Raw genomic sequence first — 23,467 nt, 5'->3', positions numbered from 1 at the left:
CCTACAGTCTAACCCACCCCGGAATCTTTATTTGAGTTCTAAATGGCCATTTGAGGCCGACCCTCCGAGGAGGGTAATTTCATTAGAGCAATGCTTGAATTGACAGCTATGGCTAACCAGCACATAGCGATTTAAAACAAACAAAACCTAAAGCATATGGAGCTTTTTGATGTATATAAAATGATGGATGTGGAGCTGGCATCAGCTTCCGGGCACTATGTGTATGATGTGGAGGGCAATGCCTACCTCGATTTTTACGGAGGACATGCCGTGATCTCCATTGGACACAGCCACCCCGAGTATATGCAGGCCATCACCAACCAGCTACACCAGATAGGCTATTACTCCAATGCCGTAAAGTTCACCATGCGTGACACCCTCGCCTGTAAACTCGGCAAATTATCCCGCTATGAAGACTACAGCCTTTTTCTCTGCAACTCAGGAGCCGAAGCCGTAGAAAATGCCCTGAAGGTAGCCTCCTTTCATACGGGTAAGAAAAAAATTGTCGCTTTTAAGGGCGGTTTTCACGGGCGTACCTCCGGCGCCGTCAGTATTACCGACAATGCCGCCATACAAGCGCCCGTCAACTCCGGCGCGGAGGTGGTCATCCTGGAGCCGGAAAACAGTGCGTTGCTGGAAGAAACCCTGGCCGCTGGCGATGTATGCGCTGTCATCATCGAGGGTATTCGCGGGGTAGGCGGTATTTACGTACCGGATCAGGGTTTTATGCAGGACATCCAGACCCTATGCCAAAAGCATGAAGTCGTCTTTATCTGCGATGAGATCCAGTCCGGCTACGGACGTACCGGCAAGTTCTTCGCCCATCAGCATGCCCGCGTCACCCCCGACCTTATCACCATTGCCAAGGGTATGGGTAATGGCTTCCCCATTGGTGGTGTACTCATCAGTCCTACGTTTGAGGCCAGACATGGCATGCTGGGCACCACATTTGGCGGCAACCCCCTCGCCTGTGCCGCTGCCCTTGCTGTGCTGGAGGTCATGGAAAAGGATAAGCTCATCACCCATGCGGGGCATATTGGTAAGTACCTGGAAGATCAGCTCCGCTCCCTACCTCATGTGAAGGAAGTAATGGGTAAAGGCCTCATGCTCGGCATACGGCTGGACGGCCATTTACCCGAAATAAAAAAACACCTGGTACAGGAAGCCCGGGTACTTACCGGCAGCTCCTCCCGTCCGGACGAGATACGGCTGCTGCCTCCGCTCACCATCGGGCGCAAAGCCGCAGACACCTTTATTTCCAAACTAAAAGCCGCCATAGAGGCCGGTACCGAGCAGCATAGTCTATCATGAAAAAATTCACCTCCGTACACGACGTACCCGACATACAGCAATGGCTAAGTGAGGCGCAGTCCCTCAAGCAAAGCCCCTTTGCCCATAAGCACCTGGGCGAAAATAAGACACTGGGTCTGGTATTTTTTAACCCCAGCCTGCGCACCCGCATGAGCACCCAGCGGGCCGCTTACAATCTCGGCATGAACGTGATGGTGCTTAATGTCGGGCAGGATAGCTGGCAACTCGAGTACAGCCAGGGTACCGTAATGGACGGCAGCACACAGGAGCATGTAAAAGAGGCGGTAAATGTGATGTCGCAATACTGTGATATCATGGGAGTGCGCAGCTTCCCCGGCCTGAAGAACCGTGAAGAAGATTATGAAGAAAAGGTGATGGAGGCTTTTCTGAAGCACAGCCAGGTACCGGTAATCAGCCTCGAAAGCGCGACCAGCCATCCCCTGCAAGGCTTTGCGGATCTGCTCACGGTGACTGAGCACAAGCAGATTACCAAACCAAAAGTCGTACTCACCTGGGCACCCCACCCCAAGGCTCTGCCCCAGGCCGTACCTAATGCCTTTGTCGAGTGGATGCAGGGGGGAGGTATGAACCTCGTAGTTACCCATCCGGAAGGGTATGAGTTGGCACCGCATATTGTTAAAGATACACCCATCACCCACAACCAGGAGGAGGCACTTGCCGGGGCAGATTTTGTATACGCCAAAAACTGGAGCAGCTACCAGGACTACGGAAAGGTGTTAAGCCAGGACAAGGGCTGGATGGTGACGGAGGAAAAGATGGCCCTGACCAATAAGGCCCGTTTCATGCACTGCCTGCCCATCCGCCGCAATGTTATTGCCACTGATGCTGTCATTGATAACAGCCTTGTGATTAAACAGGCGGAAAACAGGCTATGGACGGCGCAACTGGTACTGAAGAAAATGCTGGAAACGCTCTGAGCCATGGAAAACCTGACAGTCATAAAGATCGGCGGCAACGTAGTGGATGACCCCATCCTTTTGCAGGAGGTGCTGAAGCATTTCACCCACCTGCCCGGTCACAAAGTACTTGTGCACGGCGGTGGTAAACTGGCTACGCAAATGGCTGAGAAGCTCGGCCTGAAAGCACAAATGGTAGAGGGTCGCCGCATGACTGATGCCGCTATGCTGCAGATAGTGACCATGGTCTACGGCGGCGACATCAACAAACGCATCGTCGCCAGCCTGCAGGCCACCGGCTGCAATGCCCTTGGCCTCACGGGCGCCGATGGCAACCTCATCCCTGCCCACAAGCGACAGGATGCCACGCGTGACTGGGGCTTTGTCGGTGACTTTGATTGGGCGCACATTAACACGGGCCTTTTAATGAGCCTATTGGCCGGAGGCTTCACCCCGGTGGTGGCACCGCTTACGCATGACGGGCAGGGGAGTATGATGAACACGAATGCCGATACCATTGCCTCCGGATTGGCCCGCGCCCTGGCCAGGCACTATGCCACCACGCTCATCTATGCCTTTGAGAAAAAAGGCGTGCTGAGAGACATCCGGGACCCCGACTCGGTCATACCTGCCATCAATGCGCAGGATTACATTGCTTTGAAAAAAGAAGACGTGATTGCCGATGGCATGATCCCTAAGCTGGATAATGCCTTTGATGCTCTCAATGAGGGGGTGCAGTGCATACGCATTTGCCTCGCTACCGATATTGACCACCCTGAAAATGGAACCACCCTATGCCTGTAACGACTGACACTCTATACTACCAGGCGGCTGTGGACCTGCTGAAGACGCTCATCGGCACGCCTTCCTTTTCCAGGGAGGAGGAGGGCACGGCAGACCTGATATTCCGCTTTTTGCAGGATCACGGCCATAGCCCGCAGCGCCAGGGCAATAATGTGTGGTGCCTTGCGGAAAACCATGCCGCCGGTGCCCCCACTATTTTACTCAACTCCCACCATGATACGGTAAAGCCCGTCTCCGGCTGGCAGCGAGACCCTTTCACCCCGACCCTGGAAGGCGATACGCTGTACGGGCTGGGCAGTAATGACGCCGGTGCCTCTGCCGTTAGCATGCTGGCTGTCTTCCTGCACCTCAGTCGCCAGCCACAGCTCCCCTACCGCCTCATGGTCGCCATCACCGCCGAAGAGGAAGTATCCGGTCCCGGGGGTGTGCAGTCCATTTTGCCGGAATTAGGGCCCATAGACCTGGCCATCGTGGGTGAGCCTACCTTGCTGCAACTGGCCGTAGCGGAAAGGGGCCTGATGGTGCTGGACTGCACCGTGCACGGCAAGGCAGGTCATGCCGCCCGCCAGGAAGGCGAAAATGCGCTCTACAAAGCCATTCCCGTTATTCAATGGTTTCGCGGCCATGAGTTTCCAGGTGTTTCGGATATGTTAGGCCCCGTAAAGATGTCCGTTACCCAAATAGAAGCGGGCACCCAGCACAATGTGGTGCCGGATGCCTGCCGCTTTGTGGTAGATGTACGCACGAACGAATGCTATGGCAATGAAGAGCTGCTAACTATGATACAGGAGCATGTGCAAGGCATAGAAAAAGACTGTGAGGTAAAAGCCCGCAGCACCCGGCTTAACTCCTCGGGCATAGCAAGGGACCACCCTATCGTGCAGCGTGCCGGGGAGCTTGGCCTGGCCACTTACGGCTCGCCCACCCTCTCCGATCAGGCCCTGATGCCCTTCCCCTCGGTTAAGACTGGCCCCGGAGACTCGGCCCGGTCTCACACGGCCGATGAGTTTATCCGGCTACCCGAGATCCGGGAGGGCATCGCGCACTACATCCGGCTTTTGGAGGGGTTGGAACTTTAAAAAATAACTCCCCATCCGCTAGCCAGCGGAGAGGGGGCAGGTTAATAAAAACGAAGGTTTTTGTAGAGCCAGGGAGGTCCGACTTTTGTCCATAACCTTCATATAAAGGGCATAAAAATAGCACCTTAGTAATTCCCCACCCCCTGGGAGGGGACGGTTCAAAAAGGCTACAGCACTTTTTGAGCCAGGGGCGGGCCCAGGCAGGATGCTCCTAGCCGACAGCCTGCCAGACGCTAAAACCCCTTCCGTCTGCGAAGGCAGATTCTAGAAGTCTGGAAAGTACTATTTCAAACCGGTTGCTGAGGGCACGATACTTAGGCTCCGCAGCCACACGGGTGCGTGCCCAGCTTCCCCTCGGGGAAGGAATTAATTAACTAAACCATGAAAAGGTTATAGCATAGAAAACACCCCATCAGCCTATTCCCCACCCGTCAGTTGACGGGAGGGGACAGGTCAATAAAAACGAAGGTTTTTGTTGAATCAGGGAGGTCCGACTTTCGGCGGGGCTTGCAGACAAAAAGCGTCAGGCAGGATGTTCCTAGCCGGCAGCCTGCCTGACGCTAAAACCCCTTCCGTCTGCGAAGGCAGATTCTAGAAGTCGGGAAAGTACTATTTCAAACCGGTTGCTGAGAGCACGATGCTTTGGCTCCGCAGCCACCTTCCCCAAAAGGGAAGGAGTTAATTAAAACACAACCATGAAACTCTGGGACAAAGGATATAGCATAGAGGACAGCATAGAGCAGTACACTGTAGGCAATGACCGCGAACTGGATATGCACCTGGCCAAATACGACGTTATCGGCAGTATCGCGCATGCGAAGATGCTGCAAAAGACGGGTCTGATTACTCAGGAAGAGGGCCAGCAACTGGAAGAGGGACTAAATGCCATTCTTAAAGAAGTGGAGGAAGGCACCTTCGCCATACAGCCGGGTGTGGAGGATGTACACTCTCAGGTGGAAATGATGCTGACGGAGCGCCTCGGCGATACGGGTAAGCGCATCCACACCGCCCGCTCGCGTAATGACCAGGTGCTGGTAGACATAAAGCTTTACCTGCGTGCAGAGGTTAAGGAGATGGTAGAGCTGATAAAAGATCTCTTCCGCACCCTTATGGCCGCTGCGGAGGAGCATAAGGAGGTACTGATCCCCGGTTATACGCACCTGCAGGCTGCTATGCCTTCCAGCTTCGGGCTTTGGTTTTCTGCCTATGCGGAAGCCCTGGCGGATGATCTGCGTCTGTTCAAAGCGGCTCATGGGTTTATCAACCAAAACCCCCTCGGTTCCGGCGCAGGCTACGGCTCTTCCCTACCCATCGACCGCAGCCTGACTACGGAGTTGCTGGGCTTCGACTCGATGCACGTGAATGTGGTAAACGCCCAGATGGCCCGCGGCAAGACGGAACTTACCCTTGCCTTTGCTATGGCCGGCCTCAGCCATACGCTCGGCAAGTTGGCTATGGATGTATGCCTGTACAACAGCCAGAACTTCGGCTTCCTCACCTTCCCCGATGAGCTCACGACCGGCTCCAGCATTATGCCTCACAAGAAAAATCCGGATGTATTCGAACTGATGCGCGCCAAAAGCAACCGCCAGATGGCGCTGCCCAATGAGATCATGATGATGACGAACAACCTGCCCAGCGGCTACCACCGCGACCTGCAGTTGCTCAAAGACATTCTCTTCCCCGCCATCCAGGACCTGAAAAGCAGCCTGAGCCTGTGCAACTACATGCTGCAGCGGGTACAGGTAAACCCCACGGCCATCCACGAGGATAAGTACAGATACATTTACAGTGTGGAAGAAGTGAATAAACGCGTGATGTCCGGCGTACCCTTCCGCGAAGCCTACCAGCAGGTCGGCACCGCCATCAACAGCGGCAACTACCACCCGGACACCTCAGTACACCACACACACGAGGGATCTATCAATAATCTGAGGCTGGATTTGATTTGGGAAAAGTTTGAGGGGGTGGGGTAACAGCACTAGGATCATCCACACCTAAATATAATCGAAAGTGCTGTTCAATTTTACCAAGAATAGCAGGCACCTTTTCCCTGATTGTTTTTCCTGCTTCAATTGCTTTTTTTCTGGGCTCTATTAGGTCTTTTTTATCAACAACTCCCATTTTCTGAAATCGTACCGGCTCCATATAATCAAAGATCGCATCATAATAAGTATCCTTTATTTCTTCTATTAACTCACATATATCTGATGGGAATATTAATTTATTCACTTCATAGAAGACAGAAAAATCGTCAAATCTATCAGTAGCGTTATTTATCAAAGCATTTTCTTCCCTTTCTCTTTCATTTTCATCGGAACCATATTTAAGGGGGGCAGTCATTCTTTCCATAGATATTCGGAGGTGAATCAATTTCCCATAGAGTGATTGCACGATTGATGCACGATCTTGATGCAATCTTGAGTATTTAATTTCATATTCTAATCTCAAATGCTCAAGGTCGTTTTTGTATCTTTCAGTCTCTTTCGTGATATAACCCTTAAATGTTTCAAGGTCTTTATTGAGTTGCAATTTTTTATATTCCAACATTTTATTTAAGCTAATAATGTATAGATATTTAATAAAGAAGGAGGCCCCTATAAGGATTAAAATCACAATTACTGGCCACTTTAATTCAATTAATAATTCAATCATATTTTTTGATTTTTTATAAAAAATCCACGATCTGGCTGCGGATGAAATAAATTTACTTATCTGTCTTTTTTCAAGTTTTAATTTCCACTATTGCGTCCGATTTTCACTGAAAAATTTCTCTTAAAATTCACCGTAAATTCAATACCACCATCAATCGGTTTATTGATCAATCATTTTCACAGAAATGATTTAATATTCAAAAATCGAGACCTAATGACAACACAAAATAACTACATGTAAAACCGATCCTGAGCCCACTTCAACAGATTATCAATGATGTAATCCGAAATGCGTTGGAATGACCGATCGTTTCGGATGATATGGTCGTAGAATCGGGATTGCCAGGCGAAACCTGGTAGTACCTTTCGGGATTCGTCAATTCAAAACTTTAGTATCGATACATCAAAGAGCCTCTGAGCACACTAGCCCTGCCGGGCTCTTCAGGTGCAACCTAAAGGAAAATGATAGGTCCGGGATACGCTTCGCTAAGCCCGAACCAGTAAGCAGGTGTTATCAGTACAACAAAAGCAGTCCCAGCGGGACGAAGCCTTTGTAGAAAAAAACACAATTTTTTATTTAGTCCCAGCGGGACGTAGCAAACCCGCACCACACCATGAATGCCTAGCAAGATCGACATGACCGGAACTCCTTGCCAGGATACGCTGCGCTAATCCCGAACCAGCAAGCAGGTGGCATCAGAACGGCAAAACCAGACCCAGGGGGACGACGCCTTTGTAGAAAAAGGCACAATGCCAATATTTAGTCCCAGCGGGACGTAGCAAATCTTCATCTCCACACCCTACCACGTAGAGACGCGATTAATCGCGTCTTTGCAGACCGCGTCTCTGCAGACCGCGTCTCTACGACGGGGGTGAATTCCTCACCATCCGGTTTATCGATTATTATAATCCCATGGATATGATTAGGCATGACAATATATTCGCCCAATTCTACAAATGGAAAACGGACTGCAATTTCCATCCAAAGATTGCGGGCAATCAATCCGATTTCATTTAATGCCATTTCACCATTCGCCACATTCCCAAAATGACAGTGCTTGTCCAGTGTACAAATGGTGACAAAATAGGCGGCATTCCACCCGTAGTCCCAGTGTGGCAAACGGAGGGAATCTGTTCGATATTTATTTTTGTACAGACCGGACATAGCGGGTAGACAGTGCGGATTTTACCGGTGCAAAATAATGTTTACAACGATTCAGGGTTAGTTCTTTTTCTCTTCGGCCGTACATTCTATTTATAAAATCAGAATTATCGCTAAGCATTAGCCTCTGAGCACACTAGCCCTACCGGGCTCTTCAGGTGCAACCTGAAGGAAATTGATAGGTCCGGGATACGCTGCGCTAATCCCGAACCAGTACAAGCAAAATTCCCCACCTGAAACCAGGAGGGGACAGGCTAAAAAAGGTACCATTCCCTTTTTTAGCCAGGGGTGGTTCTATGCACAATATTCCACTATAGCAACATACCACGGAGATATGCTATACCACCTCATTAAATACATTACACCTACTGCAAGATAAAAGAGCCGGGACAGATAATTGATCTACATTGTACTGAGCTGTGCACACCAGCCCTGCCGGGCTCTTCAGGTGCAACCTGAAGGAAATTGATAGGTCCGGGATACGCTGCGCTAAGCCCGAACCAGTACAATGCAAAATTCCCCACCTGAAACCAGGAGGGGACAGGAGAAAAAAGGTGCCATTCCCTTTTTTAGCCAGGGGTGGTTCTATGCACAATATTCCACTATAGCAACATACGACGGAGATATACCAAACCACCTCATTGAATACATTACAGCTACTGCAAGATGAAAGAGCCGGGACAGATAATTGATCTACATTGTACTGAGCTGTGCACACTAGCCCTGCCGGGCTCTTCAGGTGCAACCTAAAGGAAAATAATAGGTCCGGGATACGCTGCGCTAATCCCGAACCAGTACAAGCAAAATTCCCCACCTGAAACCAGGAGGGGACAGGCTAAAAAAGGTACCATTCCCTTTTTTAGCCAGGGGCGGTTCTATGCACAATATTCCATTATAGCAACATGCTAAGGAGGTATGCTAAACCACACTCATCCCCAACCCCAGTACGTAGAGACGCGATTAATCGCGTCTATGCAGACCGCGTCTATGCAGACCGCATCTATGCAGACCGCATCTATGCAGACCGCATCTCTACAGTGGGTGCCAGCCCTGAAACCCCTTATTCTGAACGCAAGCACTTGACTGGATTAATGGTAGCGGCGCGTACGGTGTGGTAACTTACCGTACACAGGGCGATGATGATGGCGGCAGAGGCGGCGGCCAGGAATACCCACAGCGACAGGTTGGTATGATAGGTGAACTGCTGTAGCCAATCGTACACAAAGTAATACGCGATCACCGAGCCGATAATGCTGGAAATGAAGATGAACGTTGAGCCTTTTGACAGGGTGGGGCTATCGACTTCGGCGGAGGGATTGTTCTGCTATGTGGAAAGGTGGTAGTACACGCTAAACAGGAATGTGAATAAAGTACAATTTATCGCATATGGCAGGGTAAGGGAACCTTATAGGTCACCTATAGGATAGGTATAGGATACACGGAGTAGTTAGGGACCAGAGATGGAGCAGAGACGAAGCAGTTCGGTGTGGATAAGTGGGGGGAGACTTCCGAAGGAAATGCTTTAGGGCCGTAAAAGTACAATTTATTTAAGAACGTCGCAACGCGGGATGCAGAATCAATTCCTGCCCATCAAAAACCACTCTAAAATTACTTATTCACTCTATTATTGAGTATATTACATAAAACAACCACCCTTACCAGCGAAACCAAATTTCTCACTTAACATATTTACCTATGAAAAGAAAGCTAAGCCTCGACGATCTGAAGGTGAAAAGTTTTAATACGTCACTTTCTGCAACAAAAGGGGGAACTATTCTCTATCCGGAGCCTACAGGCATCAGAGCAACTGATTGCCAGTGTGTATGGTCTTACATTCAGCCGGAATGTCAGCCAACTAATAATGGCTGTTACAATTCAATATTTCGTCCATGTTGATGCACTGAAAGGTTTCATCAAAAAAGGCGCTTCGGCGCCTTTTGACTTACCCTGAGGATATGGGTTTCATTTGTGGATTATTGTATCTACTCCCTGTCTATCAGTCAGACACCTTTTTCTTCTTTTTAACCTTTCTCCTGACCTTTACGACCCCGAATGCAACCAGGGACAGGCCCATGAACCCTGCTATATAATATTGGTAGAATGTTTCCTTTTCCAGCATTACATCAATCTTAATCAAGGGCGTTACGTATTTCCTATTTTCAAGCGAAACCTGTGCTTTCATAGTATTACCGGCCAGATTAGACAGCCTTATCCAGTCTTCAAATCCGTTATAATCAACCAGCAAATACTCACCGGTTACAGACAGCTTCCACCGGCCTTTTTCCCAGCCTTTGAAGCGCCGCGCCCTCCCGGAGCTATCTACGAGCATCGTTTCATAAGCTACGCTAATTTTACCATCATCCTGAAACTGAATGCTATACTTTAAAGCAGACAAGCTATCTTCAGAGTTATTCGCTGGTACATTCCCTTCAAACTTCCATTCTCCTATGATCTTACTGCGTATCTTTTTGAGCGTCCTGTCAGTAGGTAGTGGTAGCTTATTCAGCTCATAATCCATGGTTTTCACCTCGATGAGTTCATCGATACTTTCCACCCCTTTGGCTTTAAGCACCTCAGAATCTGCCTGATAGAAAAACAGAAAGTAATCTTCGCCCAGTGAATAATTATCTTTGAGAGCCAACACCATGTACCCCTCGTAAACTTTAGTATAATAAACGCCATCTCTCACGAGGTCGCCGTTTTCTCTCGGCTCTGCAAACTGAACAGTGTACGTGTCATCGTCAATGAAGTGTACCATTGCTTTGTTTAATGCAGATTGGTCGTCTGATTCGATATACCAGAAAGAATTTTGCAGAGAATAGGCTTGCTGTACGTACAGATCCGGCATATCCTCAACCCCAGGCATAGGCGAGAAGCTATATTTCACCTCAGATTCAGGTAATTTACTTTTGCCTATCAAATGACCATCCTCCCAGTGGTATTTCAGGTCAATAAACTCATAATATTGCAAACTGTACCGAATGATGCTGTCATTATACATTAATACGGCATTGTCTGAACCTGGATTGATCCTTATCAATCTACCATTATCCTCAAAAGAATATAATTGGAAGCCGGCATGTGTGGAATGAAAGTATTCATTGCTTGATCTTACATAGTCCACCATGTATACGCCATGAGGTAGCTTTTTTTCCTTTACTTCCACGAACTCCTTCCCAAAATCATAAGATTTCTCTCTCAAAACAGATAGGGCTTCGTTGCTGTCAGATTTGTTTAGGTACTCTACCAATACCTTCGGTGTAGCAATCATGTAATAGTGATCTTCATCAAGTTTATCAGAGCCCTTCCATGAGATTTGAAACTCACCCTGATTTATATCTAAAGACCTGTCATAAACCGGATCAGACAATTCCGGGTGCACTCTTTCAACATGTGCGCTGAATGTTTTATAAAAAAACACCTGATCCAGCTCCGATTCTACTTCACCATATTGAAGTCCTTCAAGATTATATTGAAGGACATCGCGTAGCCCGTATCGTAGTTGTCCGGGAGATTGGTTAGATGTAATAGCTTCTTTTCGTTGTTCTTCAGATAAAAGGTTCAGTAATGCCACAGGCCTTTCCTCCTCCTCAGCGAGTGCTCTTTCTACCTCACCTTCACCATCAGGTGCTGACCGGGCAGGTTTTGCACCTACCAGCATAGGGGTGTAAGAGAAATGCCGGCCTTTAATTGTGATGTTTACAGACAGATGGGACCCCTCCAGGGAAAAGCCCCATGGCTTTTTGGAATCAGGTATTCCATAAAAGGCAAAGTAAAAGTTCTGTGGTCCTCCTGCTTCCATTAATTTGTGAAGCTGCTTTTGTACATGCTCTTTGAACACAGCTGCGAGCAATGTATCGAGTCCGGTTCGGAAAGAATTCATGCGTTCCAAACTGACGCCTCGTCCATTTGCAGGTATCACCGACCACTCCTTCCGTAACGGATCATCAAACGCTATGAATACATCCGTAAGATCAGAATCTCCGGATAATCTCTCATATAAGGCAAGGCCCTCGTGATTAATGTCCTGTATGGTTTGCCCCACGCATGGAAGGCATGCCGTTATCAAAAACGTAACGATTACTGAAAACTTTCTCATATCAACCTCGGACCAGCTGTGGTTTATCGGCAAAAACCTCTATTCATTATTAACGCCCAAAAATAAGGCTAAACCTCTGAGTAAAAGGAACAATCTTGCTGTAGCCCTTACATATTCATGGTGTAAAACCTAAATATTCAAGCAGACCGGAATTCACCTTATCGAAGAATGTGCTTTAACGGAGGATAGCCATCTGTATGCAGACCTGCGGTAAGGTGGCATAAAACCGTACAAACCTGTACACACCTGTACGTTTTCGTACACTTTTGTCTAATCAAATCCCCTCAAGGAGCCCTTCAGGCCCTGTTTACAGACTGGCACAGTATTTCTTTAGCTCTTACCGACAACCCTGAACCGATTGTTATGCTGAAAAACTACTTCCTTTTCGCGCTTCGGCGGCTACAGAGGAATGTGCGCTATGCGTCCATCAATACCTTTAGCCTGGCTATAGGTATCTGTAGCTGCATCCTTATCGGGCTGTACATACAGTATGAGACGGGCTATGACCGGTTTCATACGGACTCAGACCGCATAGCCCGCATCACCATGGAGTATGCGATAGGTGGTGTGACCAATGAGGTGGCCCTTTCGGCGACCAAAGCAGGGCCGCAGTTCAGCCGCACCTTTCCGGGTGTGACTGATTATGTACGCACCTGGAAGGGGACGGAAGTAGTAAAACATGGAAGTGATACACGTGAGGAGGACAATGTGCTTTATGCGGATTCAAGCCTCTTCACCGTATTTACTTTCCCTCTGATTAAAGGCAACCCTGAAACGGCCCTGAATAGTACGGATAAGGTGGTGCTGACGGAAAGTGCGGCCCGCAGATACTTTGGCAACGAAGACCCGGTAGATAAGGTGCTGCAAATAGGCAGCACGGCCAAAAGCTACCGTGTAAGCGGCGTGGCAGAGGACCCACCGCCTAACTCACAGATCCGCTTCGATTTTGTGCTGCCATTCCATGCCCGCTATGGGGGCGAGGAGTGGTTTCCGGCCAACTACATCACGTATCTGCGTCTGCATGATGGCAGACAGATGGGTGAGGTAAGCCAAAAAATAGACACTTATATGCGTGAGGTATCTGCCAATGAACTGGAAATAACGGGGGGCGACTACCTCACCTACCAGCTTGAGCCACTGGAAGAGGTGCACCTGCACTCATCGCTGGACGGCTTTGAGCCTAACGGCAGCATCAGCAGTGTGTATATCCTCGGTAGCATTGCGCTGCTCATCATGCTCATAGCCTGCATCAACTACACTAACCTGGCTACGGCCCAGGCAACAAGGCGCACGGGTGAAATAGGCATCCGCAAGGCGCTGGGGGCCCGCAAAGGGCAGCTATTCGGCCAGATGCTGGGGGAGTCGGCCTTTCTCACCTTTACCGCTATGCTGCTGGCTACAGGCTCTGCCTACCTCCTGCTCCCCTTACTCAACAGCCTCACGGGTGCGCAGATAGCTTTTGCCTCCCTGTGGCAACCTATTCCCCTTGCGGCGCTACTGCTGCTTTTCGTCGTGGTGAGCCTGTGCTCAGGGGCCTACCCTGCCTTTATCCTTTCCAACTTTAAGCTGGTGGATATACTGAAGTCAAAGGTGCGCCTTACTGCCTCGGGTGGCTTTGGCAGGCAGTCTCTCATCGTCTTCCAGTTTGCTATCTCCATCTTCCTCATTATTGCCACTATCATCATAAGCCAGCAGCTATCATTTATCCAAAGCAAAGACCTTGGTTATGATAAGGAACATGTGCTCGTGCTACCGGTAGACCGTACCATGCGCCCGCAGTACGATGCGCTTAAAGATGCCATGGCGCTGAACCCCGGCGTTACAGGCGTAAGCGGAGCCTACGAAACCCCCACCTACATACAGTGGGGCGATGCCATCTCTGTGGAGCAGCAAGGCGGCAATAAAGAACTGTCCGTAAATGCGATCCCTGTAGATATGGACTTTCTGCACACTATGGACATAGCCATAGTAGCCGGAAGTGACTTCACGGAAGCAGACTACCAGCGCCCTGACTCGGCCATGAACGTATTTATGCTAAATGAAGCGGCCGTAGCGGCCCTGGGCTGGACACCGCAGGAGGCGGTGGGTGAGATCATAGATAAGAATGGTCGCGGCGAGATAAAAGCCGTGGTAAGAGACTTTCACTTTTCATCTCTTCACCAATCTATAGGGCCGCTTATGATCTTTCCGGATAAGGGCCTAGTTAATGAAATGCTGGTGAAGCTCTCCGGCGACGACCTGCCTGCCACACTCGATCGCCTGGAAAATACCTGGAACCAGCGGGTGACCCACCGCCCCTTCGAGTACCACTTCCTGGATGAGGAGTATGATGATATGTACCGGGCCGAGCAGCGCATGGGCCAGGTAGTAGGAGCCTTTAGCGCTATTGCGGTTCTACTGGCCTGCCTGGGCCTCTTTGCGCTGTCGGCCTTTACCACCGTACAGCGCACTAAAGAGATTGGTATCCGCAAGGTGCTTGGTGCCAGCGTAGCCAGTATTACGGCTCTGCTGTCTACGGAGTTTGTGAGGCTGGTGCTGGTCGCGATGGTCATAGCCATGCCGCTGGCCTGGTATGGACTGAGGGAGTGGCTCACTGACTTTGCCTACCGCATCGACTTGCCGGTATGGGCCTTTGGGGTAGCAGGTGTACTCGCCGTCATCCTGGCCATTATAGCCGTCAGCTTTCAAACTGTCCGCGCCGCTATGAGCGATCCGGTAAAGGCTCTAAAGAGTGAGTAGGAGAATGTTTGTGATCTAAAATTGAATAGTGCAAAACGCTGCGGAGACGCCAACCTGGCGTCTCTACTGGAAGCCTACAGAGTCCTTATTCAACGCTTATCAAGGCACCCTTCTCACCTGTTCCAGGTCGTGCCTCATTTGTCGGAGTAATGCCTCATCAATGATCCCAGTATTCAATCTTGCATAACTGAATTTTTTGACCTCTGAATCCTCCAACTGTATCATCAGTACGTTATTCTCATTTGAATAAACTAAAACGTCCTCCAGCACCCTATAATCGACTCCGAACCGGGATTCGACCTCTGCCTTACGTAAACCATACAGGTTTGCCTCTTTTAGGTCATCGTCCTTTCCTATTACCGTGAATCCGATAAGGATTTCATTAGCATCATCCCAGGTATGTTTTCTTTCTCCGGATTTCAATACAGTTACCTCAATAGGCGAGTAAGTGGCCGGATTGGTCCCATTAGGAAAGGCGGAATAGCAATAATAGACATAATCATCATATTTAGGCGTGTATTGATAGGAGGCCGCATTAGTGACACTACTTAGAGAAGACCCTTTCACTGTCTTGAAGGTTTGCAAATCGAGCGGATCTTCAAGAAAAGAAAGTAACCTTTCGTTTTCAGCCTCTATCAGGCCAATGCTATCCGTAAAAATGGGTTCGGAGGTGTACTCAACTGGTACAGACTTTTTTTCTGTACCGGTATCACAGCCAGTGCAGATAAGCAATAGAAAGATTAAACGACTCATTTTCATTTGTAGGTCCAAGGTAAGAGAATAGTAATTCACCCGATTATTAGCGATTTATACTCTTATTAGGAAGAGGTCCGACTTTCAAAGGTTATTGCAGAATGTATTTCAAGGCAATACGGGCTCTTTTTGTATACCATTCCCTCCGGCATGCCGGTCACAGTCCACCAATAGCCAATGCGATTGTTTTCCTCGCTGTAGGGTGAAGTCATAATTCGCGATTCGCGAATTGCGAATTCTTCATGAATGATTTAGTGATGAACCCTTAATGGACCTCCCTCTCACTGATTACTGAGTCAGCCTTCTCCTTCAGGACTTCAATTTGGGTCGAATCCGGAAAGGAATCGTCCGGCCTCTCTGTCTGCTCCTCTTTTAGCAATACCTGCGCGGTGGCAGCAAGGCCCACGAGGAAGATTATGCCCAGTACGAGACGGGTAAACTTTTTGGTGCCGCCCATGGCATCTGCCATCTTTTGCAGCGGGGCCACCTCGTGCTCATCCGCTGCTTCGTAGGCGGCTGGCTCCTCTTCCTCGTCCAGTTCGCTGAGCCGCTGTACCACCTGAAAGCCTTCATGTGACAGGTACCAGGCATGCTCTTTGGCCTCATACTCCACGAGGTCACCTATTACCAGTTCTTCAAGGGCCTGCCGAAAGTGTGGGTCCTGTGATTGGTAGCTCTCCACTGCCGCAATGTCCAGCCGGTGGTTATGCGCAGTGTGGATCTGTCCAAGTATCCTGATATGGGTAGGGGTGAGTTGCATACTATTTTCCGGGGTTTTAGGAAGCCATGTACAGTTGCAGCGTGACCCACACCTTTGCAATGATGAAAAACAAAGGAAGCACCACAAAGAGAGCACTTCTTTTTAACGACTTACTAAAGTGCCTGGATCGCTGCATGGCAACAAAACTATAAATAAGGCCTCCGGTGAAGACAAGCCCCAAGGGCAGAATGATATAAATACTTTCGGCCATGAAGAAGACGATCATGGCCACTACTATCAATGCTAAATAGCCGTACATGGCATAGGGCCGGTAAGGCTTTTCCTGCTTCTGCACTTCTGTAATATCACTAAGCACCTCTCTCAAACGATCCTGTTCGGTTACAGGGCCGGGTATGGCAATAAATTCATTCGCGGTCTTGATCACAAATCCGCCCTGGCTGGTTTCGACGGCTCCCAGCACCTCATTTTTAGCCAGGCGAATATCCGGATGGCCCATTTGGGTCCGGGTAATGGTTTCTTCCTCTACACTAAGCTCAAAAGATTGCCAGGTAACTTTTTGCTTTCTGATAGTAGAATATAGTGAATAGCTGGTGAAGGCTACTAATACGGATACGAGCAAGAGGATTGAATCATCTATCCCACCGGAAAGATAGATCAATACGACCAGCGTGATACTAATTATAATGAGCCTACGTAAAATAATGCCCTTACGATGGGCGGCGAAAGCCTTCTGATCAAGGTTAAATTTCATTGCATTCTATTCAGATCAGCTACAAATATCTCCCAATTTCTCCATAAAGCACCGCCGCCACGGTGCAAAATACAACAGCTTCTTACCTCCCCCATTCCCCGGCTAAAAAGTGAACGAAAGAGGTCGAACCAAGCTATACATTTACTGCTTCACCCCGCTGATACAGCATTTTAGTAAAAGCTTATTAAAAGAAAACAGATCTATACATGAAAACCACCCTATTTAAGGCCTTCTCCATAGGCCTGGCCCTGGTAATGACCGGCCACCTGGGCTATACGCAGCCTGCGGCAGAAAAAGTGACTAATGCCGTAGAGGCTATGCACGCTATGTTGCTGGTAAATAATGCGGGAGACCCCTCTCTGTTTGTAAAAAGAGGCGAGGTGCAGGATGAGACAGGAGCCCCAACCGGCCGGCAGGTAGAGTTGCTGTCCTACAACGGCCATGGCTATGGCGATGGCTTTACGAGCAACATGCTGTATGACCTGGTGATAGAATACAAGGGGAATAACATCACTTCGGGCAAACAGGTGAAAAGCGATTGCGAACCTTACGCTATTTGGCTTATGTGGAGTGGCGACCGGGTATCTGAAGTAAGGCAGTTCACGCAATCCTATAAGGTAAGCTATGATGCCGGCGGAAGGATCACCGGCCTGAATAAAGGAGGCTGGGCAAAGAAGAATAAAAAAGAGTGGGTGCGCGACCGGGCGACCATCAGCTACGATGGGGAAGGTCGCCCTGTGCAGGTATCCCGGATAAAAGAGATCGGCACAGGCAAAGCCTACAATGATGTGACGCCTAAAGTAAGCTATACGGAGTACAAAAAAGAGATCAGCTACACCGCAGATGGTAAAATCAAAGTAACCGTTACCAGCTACGCGCCGAAGAATAAGACCAAAGACGATGATGTGGTACGGAGCGAAAGAGGTGCCCTGTTTGAAGAAAAGCCGGATGGTATGCTGGTCACCTCCTACTCGGGGGATGCGGTGAATGGCAGAAAAACGGTAGAAACCCAGGAAGATGGCAAGGTGGAGGTGACTTACGAAAACCTGCCGGGCGGGGGGATTACCGTAAACACTTTTACGGTAGATGAGCGTGGCTGGCTTACTTATAGCCTTGAGACCGGCACTAACCGTGACGGCAGCGCAAGGACTATGATAGACCGCACTTATACTTATACACCGAAAGAGGAGGCACATGGTGAGGGGGCCTGTGCTTATAGGTCTGAGGTACTGATGCGCCACCTGGATGCAGAGGGCAGCCCTGTAAAGGAAATTAAGGGCAGCCAGTACCGTGAAAAGCTATCTGATGGCTCGTGGTCACCCTGGAAGTACGCCCAGTACTGATACGCATAATAGAAAGGGGCTGTCTCAAAAGGCAGCCTCTTTTTTTATGCCCAATTTGTCCGTTTCAAAAAAATCCTCCTAACCCTTTACGCCCTTTGCCGCATTCTTCTAACTTTCCGGCTTGATTGCCAATGTAACCCGAAATATGAAGTTCGACCGGAAGAAGTATAGCGACAAAACCCTGACTGACCTGTACGAAGCCCTGCTGCTTCCCCGCATGATAGAAGAGAAAATGCTCATTCTGCTACGGCAAAACCGCATCAGCAAGTGGTTTAGCGGCATAGGGCAGGAAGCTATCAGCGTAGGGGCTACCAAGGCGATCAAAGAGGATGAGTACATCCTGCCGATGCACCGCAACCTGGGCGTATTCACCTCCCGCAGTATGCCGCTGGACAAGCTCTTTGCACAGTTTCAGGGTAAGCTGCACGGCTATACCAAAGGCCGCGACCGCTCCTTTCACTTTGGTGCACCCGAACACCATATCGTTGGCATGATCAGCCACCTTGGCCCGCAACTGGCCCTGGCGGACGGCATCGCCCTGCGCGGCATGCTCAAGGGCGAAAAGCGGGCGACGGTGGTATTCAGTGGGGATGGCGGCACCAGCGAGGGCGACTTCCACGAAGCGCTTAATGTGGCTGCGGTGTGGGACCTGCCGGTCATCTTTGTGATCGAAAATAATGGCTACGGCCTCAGTACTCCCTCCAGCGAACAGTTCCGCTTTAAGCACTTCATAGATAAGGGCCCGGGTTATGGCATGGAAGCCGTGCAGGTAGACGGCAACAACATCCTGGAGGTATACGACACCATTAAGTTCCTGGCCCAAAGCATACGCCGCAAGCCCCGCCCGGTGCTGGTAGAAGCCATGACCTTTCGCATGCGCGGACACGAGGAAGCGAGTGGCACCAAGTATGTGCCGCAGGAGCTCTTTGACCAGTGGGCTAAAAAAGACCCGGTGGAGAACTTCGAAAAGTACCTGCTGAAGGAAAAGGTGCTGGACCAAAAGAAAATAGATGCCATACGCGCCAGGCATAAAGAAGCCATCGAGGCCGGCCTGGAAACAGCCTACAGCATGCCGCGCCCCGAGGCCAGTACCGAGGCTGAAATGGCTGACATCTACGTGCCGCATGAGCAGAAGGTGGTATCACCTGCAGGAAAAGGGAAAAGTCCGAAGCGCCTGGTAGATGCGGTGTCTGACGGACTGCGCCAGAGCATGGAAAAATATCCTGAACTGGTGATCATGGGACAGGACGTAGCGGAATATGGGGGTGTGTTCAAGATTACCGAGGGCTTTGTAGAGGCTTTTGGCCGCGAGAGGGTACGCAATACTCCTCTCTGTGAAAGCGCCATCGTGGGCACGGCCCTGGGCATGGCCATACACGGCGGCAAGAGTGTGGTGGAGATGCAGTTTGCCGACTTTGTCACCTGCGGCTTTAACCAGATTGTGAATAACCTGGCCAAGATACACTACCGCTGGGGCCAGGCGGCGGATGTGGTGGTCCGCATGCCGACCGGGGCAGGTGTGGCCGCCGGGCCCTTCCACAGCCAGAGCAACGAGGCCTGGTTTGTACACACGCCCGGGCTGAAAGTTGTATTCCCCAGCACGCCGCAGGATGCCAAAGGCCTGCTGGCTGCTGCCATTGAAGACCCTAACCCTGTCATGTTCTTCGAGCACAAGGCCCTGTACCGCAGCCTTACCGAAGATATCCCCGACGACTACTACACCGTAGAGCTAGGCAAAGCCCGCACGGTAACGGAGGGTGAAGACCTCACTATCATCACCTACGGCATGGGCGTGCACTGGGCGCAAAAGGTGATGGAAGAGATAGACGATGCCACTGCTGAAATACTTGACCTGCGTACCCTGCTACCCTGGGACAAGGACGCGGTATGCGCCGCTGTAGAGAAGACCGGCAAGGTGATCATACTGCACGAAGACTGCCTTACCGGGGGCATCGGGGGCGAGATAGCCGCCTGGATCGCGGAGCACTGCTTTACCAGCCTGGACGCTCCCGTTATGCGAGAGGCTTCTTTAGATACACCTGTACCATTTGCCAGTGAATTAGAGCAAAACTTTCTACCTGTCAATCGCCTGAAAAAGAAACTGATAGACCTTTTGGAATTTTAAAATCCAATGGTTAGTTATCCTATTCGAAAGATGTAGGCGCACTAAAATTTTCACTTTTCCTAAGCGTTATTGGACTAAGTGAAGAGAAATTGCGCAATTGAATCAGACAGGTGTATAAAATGGGTTTGGACTGGCAAAAGGCGATAGGAAAGGCTGCGCTTACGGCACTGATAGTGGTGCTTGTAAGTTTTGCAGGTACCACTAGTGTATATGCACAGGTAAAGCCTACCCACAAGAAAAAGGTACTGGAAACGAAGGAGGCCCAGTCTTACCCTAAGAATACAAAATTCAAAGGCCGTAAGCGCCCTCCCCGCAAGCGTGACCACCATAATGAGCGCAAAGAAGTAAACCCGAAAGAGCCCGGGAGCGGCAGCCTGTTTAAAGGCCTGGGTAAAAAGCGCCGTGAAAAAGGGGGCAAACTCCCTAAAAAAAGTGACCGCCCGGACTTTGGCGGAGAAATGCCCCGCAGCCAAACTCCGCAGGGCAATGGGAGCGGCTACCGGGGTGGCCGCAAGTGGCGTCGCCAGCAAACCAATGACAAACCGGTAGAACCGGCCAAAGGCCCTGTATTTGATGGCAAAGCCGGGCCGGGAAGGCAATATCCCACCCAGGGTACAAACTACCAGGGTAATACCAATCGCCGGCGTAAAAACCAGCCAAGCCCCGGCACTAAGCACGCGGGTGACATCGACGTGCTCTCCCTACCTAAGAATGACATGTACCAGCAGCAGAAAAAGACCACGTATCTCAAATACGAGAAAAAGAAAGGTCCTGCCAGGGGTACGCGCTTTAGCGGCGACATAAGCCAGCGGGCATTAAAGCCACCGAAGGGCCATGGCGGGTCTGAGTATGAGGGGGACCTGAAGCTATGGAAACAACCTGCTCATGACTACACACCCGGCACCGTATACCAGGGTGACCTCAGGCGAAAAAAGAACCGCCAGGCGAAAGGCACGGAATATGAGGGCGATATGAAGCTATGGAAGCAGCCGGCCCACGATTACACGCCCGGCACGGTGTACCGGGGCAACCTCAACCGTAAGGACTATAAGCCTGACCTGAAGAACCAGAAGGACATGGCCAACTATACCGGCACGGTAAGGGCCAGGTCTGAAAAACAAAAGGACCGCTACTACAAAAAACTGTCCGGCAAAATGTCCACCTACACAGGCGATTTCAAGATCAAGCGCCGTAAATACAAGGACATGCACCCCAGTGCGTCACACCGTTATGCTAAAAATATCACCGGGCAACAAAACCGCGAGCGTTTTCGTAAGTTTCGTTTATGGTGGACAGGCCTCTGGAAAAAATCAGAGCAGCCTGATGCCGTTACTGAAAAAGAACGTAAGCCCCGCTATGACAGGGGCGAAAGCGAGATCTGGAATTACTGATATATGAACTGGCACAACCTTACCGACACGGCGCAGATAGAAGAGATAAAAGAGGACAGCAAGGACCGTCCCGTTTTGGTATTCAAGCATAGTACCCGCTGCTCTATCAGCAGCATGGCCCTGAACAGGCTGGAGAGAAAATGGAATGATAGCGAAATGGACGGGCTCATGCCCTACTACCTGGACCTGGTACGTTACCGTGAGGTAAGCAACGAGGTGGCCCAGGCATTTGGCATTGCTCATGAGTCACCCCAGGTGCTGCTTATCAGTAATGGCGAATGTGTATATCACACAAGCCACACCGGCATATCTTACCCCGACCTTAAGGGCAAATTTGATAGCCTGCCAGGGTGATTATCAGAAGTTAAACGTTACGTCCTGCTTCAGATTAGGGTGCAGGCTCAGGCCTACGGGACAGCTAAGGCCGGCAGCTTTCAGCTTTTCGCGCTGCTCTTCCGTGCCCTGCGGGGTCTCCCACTCTATATGCACACGGATGGTTTCTATACGGCGTGGATTAGCCGCCATGATCTTTTCAGTTTTAAAGGTCATATTTTCTACGGCGACCCCGAGGTCATTAGCCCGGATAGCCATAGTAGTCACAATGCAGGTGCCAAGGGCGGTAGCTGCCAGGTCGGTGGGTGAGAAAGACTCTCCCTTGCCGCGGTTATCTTTTGGCGCGTCCGTTACCAGGGTAGTACCTGACTGGTCATGCGTACTTTCTGTTCGCAGTGTACCAAGGTATTTTGATGAGATTGTTGTCATATGTGAAACGATAATTTTTTCGTTAATTGAAAAATGGCTAATTTTCTATTATTTCTCTAAGAATGAGTGCCACGAAAATGCGAAAATTTCTCTTTGTTTCTCTTATATTTTCCCTCATCCCGATGATGGTATGGGCCCAGGAGGAGAACGAAGGGTATAAATCTCAATTTATTTGGGGAGTAAATAAGTACACGAACGGCGGCCTTATCGGCGGCCTCGTGTTTCGCTATTCTCTGGAAGAAAAACCCGGTGTGTACCAGACATACGGTGCGGAGATCATTCACCAGAAACACCCTAAAGAGCTAAGGTATAACTCCATTACAGGGGAGACCTTTATCCTGGGAAAGTCGCACTACCTATACTCCTTCAGGTTGCAGTATGGCCGCGAGTGGCTGCTCTTTCGCAAAGCCCCCCAGCAGGGTGTACAGATTAACCTGGGTGTGGCCGCAGGGCCTACCTTCGGTCTTTACTATCCCTATTACGTAGAGGTTTCGCTGGACGGATCGCTTAACTCCATCAATGTGCCCTACACCTCTAATATCAACCCTAATGCCATACTGGGCACCGGGGGTCTGCTGCAGGGCCTTGACGAGGCACAGTTTAAAATAGGGGGTAATATCAAGACCTACATGAGCTTCGAGTTTGGCACCTTCCGCACCTCGGTAAGCGGCTTTGAGCTTGGCCTTATGCTGGAGGCATGGCCCGAAGAGGTGATCCTGATGCCTAATGTGGATAACAGACAGTTTTTTCCCAGTGCCTTCATTAATCTGGTATTCGGCACGCGTAAGTAAAACCCTGCCGCCTTCCCTGCGTAAACCTAAGCTGAACAGCCCTCTTCACATTCCGGGGTTTGTTT

General features: G+C 50.0%; 19 protein-coding genes. 13 read left to right on the top strand and 6 right to left on the bottom strand.

Annotation, left to right across the window (positions count from 1 at the left end):
* The first annotated feature begins 156 nt into the window (after window positions 1–156).
* From AB9P05_RS10570 to argH, 5 genes are all read left to right on the top strand, one after another.
* On the top strand, window positions 157–1,311 hold the full coding sequence (locus tag AB9P05_RS10570) for an aspartate aminotransferase family protein (protein WP_371908795.1): 1,155 nt from the start codon (window positions 157–159) through the stop codon (window positions 1,309–1,311).
* Window positions 1,308–2,249 carry an N-acetylornithine carbamoyltransferase gene (locus AB9P05_RS10565; RefSeq protein ID WP_371908794.1) on the top strand — a complete coding sequence of 314 codons (942 nt, stop codon included), beginning with the start codon at window positions 1,308–1,310 and terminating at the stop codon, window positions 2,247–2,249. The genes AB9P05_RS10570 and AB9P05_RS10565 overlap by 4 nt, the downstream gene beginning before the upstream one ends.
* A 3-nt stretch (window positions 2,250–2,252) precedes the next feature.
* Complete coding sequence (gene argB, locus AB9P05_RS10560) at window positions 2,253–3,032, top strand: acetylglutamate kinase (RefSeq protein ID WP_371908793.1); 780 nt, start codon at window positions 2,253–2,255, stop codon at window positions 3,030–3,032.
* The gene (locus AB9P05_RS10555; RefSeq protein ID WP_371908792.1) at window positions 3,023–4,111 is read left to right on the top strand and encodes a M20 family metallo-hydrolase; all 1,089 of its coding nucleotides are present in this window, start codon (window positions 3,023–3,025) and stop codon (window positions 4,109–4,111) included. The genes argB and AB9P05_RS10555 overlap by 10 nt, the downstream gene beginning before the upstream one ends.
* Window positions 4,112–4,806: 695 nt before the next feature.
* A complete protein-coding gene (argH, locus tag AB9P05_RS10550) occupies window positions 4,807–6,087 on the top strand; it encodes an argininosuccinate lyase (RefSeq protein WP_371908791.1) in 1,281 nt (426 codons plus the stop codon).
* Here the strand turns inward: argH and AB9P05_RS10545 are convergent.
* Window positions 6,035–6,766 (bottom strand): hypothetical protein, encoded by a 732-nt coding sequence (locus tag AB9P05_RS10545; protein WP_371908790.1) that lies wholly within the window; start codon window positions 6,764–6,766, stop codon window positions 6,035–6,037. The genes argH and AB9P05_RS10545 overlap by 53 nt on opposite strands.
* A gap of 2,063 nt (window positions 6,767–8,829) precedes the next feature.
* Here AB9P05_RS10545 and AB9P05_RS10540 point away from each other — a divergent pair.
* Together AB9P05_RS10540 and AB9P05_RS10535 are read left to right on the top strand one after the other, a co-directional pair.
* On the top strand, window positions 8,830–9,045 hold the full coding sequence (locus tag AB9P05_RS10540) for a hypothetical protein (RefSeq protein WP_371908789.1): 216 nt from the start codon (window positions 8,830–8,832) through the stop codon (window positions 9,043–9,045).
* Window positions 9,046–9,622: 577 nt separating this feature from the next.
* Window positions 9,623–9,823, top strand: coding sequence for a pinensin family lanthipeptide (locus tag AB9P05_RS10535; protein ID WP_371908788.1), 201 nt, complete (start codon window positions 9,623–9,625; stop codon window positions 9,821–9,823).
* A gap of 100 nt (window positions 9,824–9,923) precedes the next feature.
* Here AB9P05_RS10535 and AB9P05_RS10530 read toward each other — a convergent pair whose 3' ends face one another.
* The gene (locus AB9P05_RS10530; protein ID WP_371908787.1) at window positions 9,924–12,026 is read right to left on the bottom strand and encodes a DUF3500 domain-containing protein; all 2,103 of its coding nucleotides are present in this window, start codon (window positions 12,024–12,026) and stop codon (window positions 9,924–9,926) included.
* Window positions 12,027–12,389: 363 nt separating this feature from the next.
* On the opposite strand from AB9P05_RS10530, the gene AB9P05_RS10525 reads away from it, so the two are divergent.
* Entirely contained in the window at window positions 12,390–14,765 is a 2,376-nt protein-coding gene (locus tag AB9P05_RS10525) for an ABC transporter permease (protein WP_371908786.1), read from the top strand.
* A gap of 99 nt (window positions 14,766–14,864) precedes the next feature.
* Here AB9P05_RS10525 and AB9P05_RS10520 read toward each other — a convergent pair whose 3' ends face one another.
* The 3 genes from AB9P05_RS10520 to AB9P05_RS10510 form a co-directional block, all read right to left on the bottom strand.
* Window positions 14,865–15,518, bottom strand: a complete 654-nt coding sequence (locus AB9P05_RS10520) for a hypothetical protein (RefSeq protein WP_371908785.1) — start codon at window positions 15,516–15,518, stop codon at window positions 14,865–14,867.
* Between the two features lie 265 nt (window positions 15,519–15,783).
* Entirely contained in the window at window positions 15,784–16,278 is a 495-nt protein-coding gene (locus AB9P05_RS10515; RefSeq protein ID WP_371908784.1) for a hypothetical protein, read from the bottom strand.
* Between the two features lie 16 nt (window positions 16,279–16,294).
* A complete protein-coding gene (locus AB9P05_RS10510) occupies window positions 16,295–16,990 on the bottom strand; it encodes a hypothetical protein (protein ID WP_371908783.1) in 696 nt (231 codons plus the stop codon).
* Between the two features lie 206 nt (window positions 16,991–17,196).
* Between AB9P05_RS10510 and AB9P05_RS10505 the strand changes: the two genes are divergently transcribed.
* The 4 genes from AB9P05_RS10505 to ytxJ all read left to right on the top strand — a co-directional run bounded on the left by AB9P05_RS10505 (window position 17,197) and on the right by ytxJ (window position 22,203).
* Window positions 17,197–18,333: a hypothetical protein gene (locus AB9P05_RS10505; RefSeq protein ID WP_371908782.1), complete on the top strand. Its 1,137-nt coding sequence runs from the start codon at window positions 17,197–17,199 to the stop codon at window positions 18,331–18,333.
* Between the two features lie 145 nt (window positions 18,334–18,478).
* Window positions 18,479–20,458, top strand: coding sequence for a thiamine pyrophosphate-dependent enzyme (locus AB9P05_RS10500; RefSeq protein WP_371908781.1), 1,980 nt, complete (start codon window positions 18,479–18,481; stop codon window positions 20,456–20,458).
* A gap of 119 nt (window positions 20,459–20,577) precedes the next feature.
* A complete protein-coding gene (locus AB9P05_RS10495) occupies window positions 20,578–21,849 on the top strand; it encodes a hypothetical protein (protein WP_371908780.1) in 1,272 nt (423 codons plus the stop codon).
* A 3-nt stretch (window positions 21,850–21,852) separates the two neighbouring features.
* Window positions 21,853–22,203, top strand: coding sequence for a bacillithiol system redox-active protein YtxJ (ytxJ, locus tag AB9P05_RS10490; protein WP_371908779.1), 351 nt, complete (start codon window positions 21,853–21,855; stop codon window positions 22,201–22,203).
* A gap of 3 nt (window positions 22,204–22,206) precedes the next feature.
* Here ytxJ and AB9P05_RS10485 read toward each other — a convergent pair whose 3' ends face one another.
* Window positions 22,207–22,611, bottom strand: coding sequence for an OsmC family protein (locus AB9P05_RS10485; RefSeq protein ID WP_371908778.1), 405 nt, complete (start codon window positions 22,609–22,611; stop codon window positions 22,207–22,209).
* A 62-nt stretch (window positions 22,612–22,673) separates the two neighbouring features.
* On the opposite strand from AB9P05_RS10485, the gene AB9P05_RS10480 reads away from it, so the two are divergent.
* Window positions 22,674–23,402, top strand: a complete 729-nt coding sequence (locus AB9P05_RS10480; RefSeq protein WP_371908777.1) for a hypothetical protein — start codon at window positions 22,674–22,676, stop codon at window positions 23,400–23,402.
* Window positions 23,403–23,467: the final 65 nt, after the last annotated feature.

Origin of the sequence: Roseivirga sp. BDSF3-8 (assembly GCF_041449215.1) — a bacterium.
In the GTDB taxonomy this organism is placed as follows: domain Bacteria; phylum Bacteroidota; class Bacteroidia; order Cytophagales; family Cyclobacteriaceae; genus JBGNFV01.
The sequence above is the reverse complement of the archived record's forward strand: the minus strand, read 5'-3'. Positions and strand labels throughout refer to the sequence as shown.

Bases quoted from the DNA above. Each gene is read 5' to 3' on its own strand.
- AB9P05_RS10485 (WP_371908778.1), bottom strand. From the start codon at position 22,611: ATGACAACAATCTCATCAAAATACCTTGGTACACTGCGAACAGAAAGT.
- AB9P05_RS10540 (WP_371908789.1), top strand. From the start codon at position 8,830: ATGCTAAGGAGGTATGCTAAACCACACTCATCCCCAACCCCAGTACGT.
- argB (WP_371908793.1), top strand. From the start codon at position 2,253: ATGGAAAACCTGACAGTCATAAAGATCGGCGGCAACGTAGTGGATGAC.
- ytxJ (WP_371908779.1), top strand. From the start codon at position 21,853: ATGAACTGGCACAACCTTACCGACACGGCGCAGATAGAAGAGATAAAA.
- AB9P05_RS10525 (WP_371908786.1), top strand. From the start codon at position 12,390: ATGCTGAAAAACTACTTCCTTTTCGCGCTTCGGCGGCTACAGAGGAAT.
- AB9P05_RS10495 (WP_371908780.1), top strand. From the start codon at position 20,578: ATGGGTTTGGACTGGCAAAAGGCGATAGGAAAGGCTGCGCTTACGGCA.
- AB9P05_RS10570 (WP_371908795.1), top strand. From the start codon at position 157: ATGGAGCTTTTTGATGTATATAAAATGATGGATGTGGAGCTGGCATCA.
- AB9P05_RS10510 (WP_371908783.1), bottom strand. From the start codon at position 16,990: ATGAAATTTAACCTTGATCAGAAGGCTTTCGCCGCCCATCGTAAGGGC.
- AB9P05_RS10480 (WP_371908777.1), top strand. From the start codon at position 22,674: ATGAGTGCCACGAAAATGCGAAAATTTCTCTTTGTTTCTCTTATATTT.
- AB9P05_RS10500 (WP_371908781.1), top strand. From the start codon at position 18,479: ATGAAGTTCGACCGGAAGAAGTATAGCGACAAAACCCTGACTGACCTG.
- AB9P05_RS10515 (WP_371908784.1), bottom strand. From the start codon at position 16,278: ATGCAACTCACCCCTACCCATATCAGGATACTTGGACAGATCCACACT.
- argH (WP_371908791.1), top strand. From the start codon at position 4,807: ATGAAACTCTGGGACAAAGGATATAGCATAGAGGACAGCATAGAGCAG.
- AB9P05_RS10535 (WP_371908788.1), top strand. From the start codon at position 9,623: ATGAAAAGAAAGCTAAGCCTCGACGATCTGAAGGTGAAAAGTTTTAAT.
- AB9P05_RS10555 (WP_371908792.1), top strand. From the start codon at position 3,023: ATGCCTGTAACGACTGACACTCTATACTACCAGGCGGCTGTGGACCTG.
- AB9P05_RS10565 (WP_371908794.1), top strand. From the start codon at position 1,308: ATGAAAAAATTCACCTCCGTACACGACGTACCCGACATACAGCAATGG.
- AB9P05_RS10545 (WP_371908790.1), bottom strand. From the start codon at position 6,766: ATGATTGAATTATTAATTGAATTAAAGTGGCCAGTAATTGTGATTTTA.
- AB9P05_RS10520 (WP_371908785.1), bottom strand. From the start codon at position 15,518: ATGAGTCGTTTAATCTTTCTATTGCTTATCTGCACTGGCTGTGATACC.
- AB9P05_RS10530 (WP_371908787.1), bottom strand. From the start codon at position 12,026: ATGAGAAAGTTTTCAGTAATCGTTACGTTTTTGATAACGGCATGCCTT.
- AB9P05_RS10505 (WP_371908782.1), top strand. From the start codon at position 17,197: ATGAAAACCACCCTATTTAAGGCCTTCTCCATAGGCCTGGCCCTGGTA.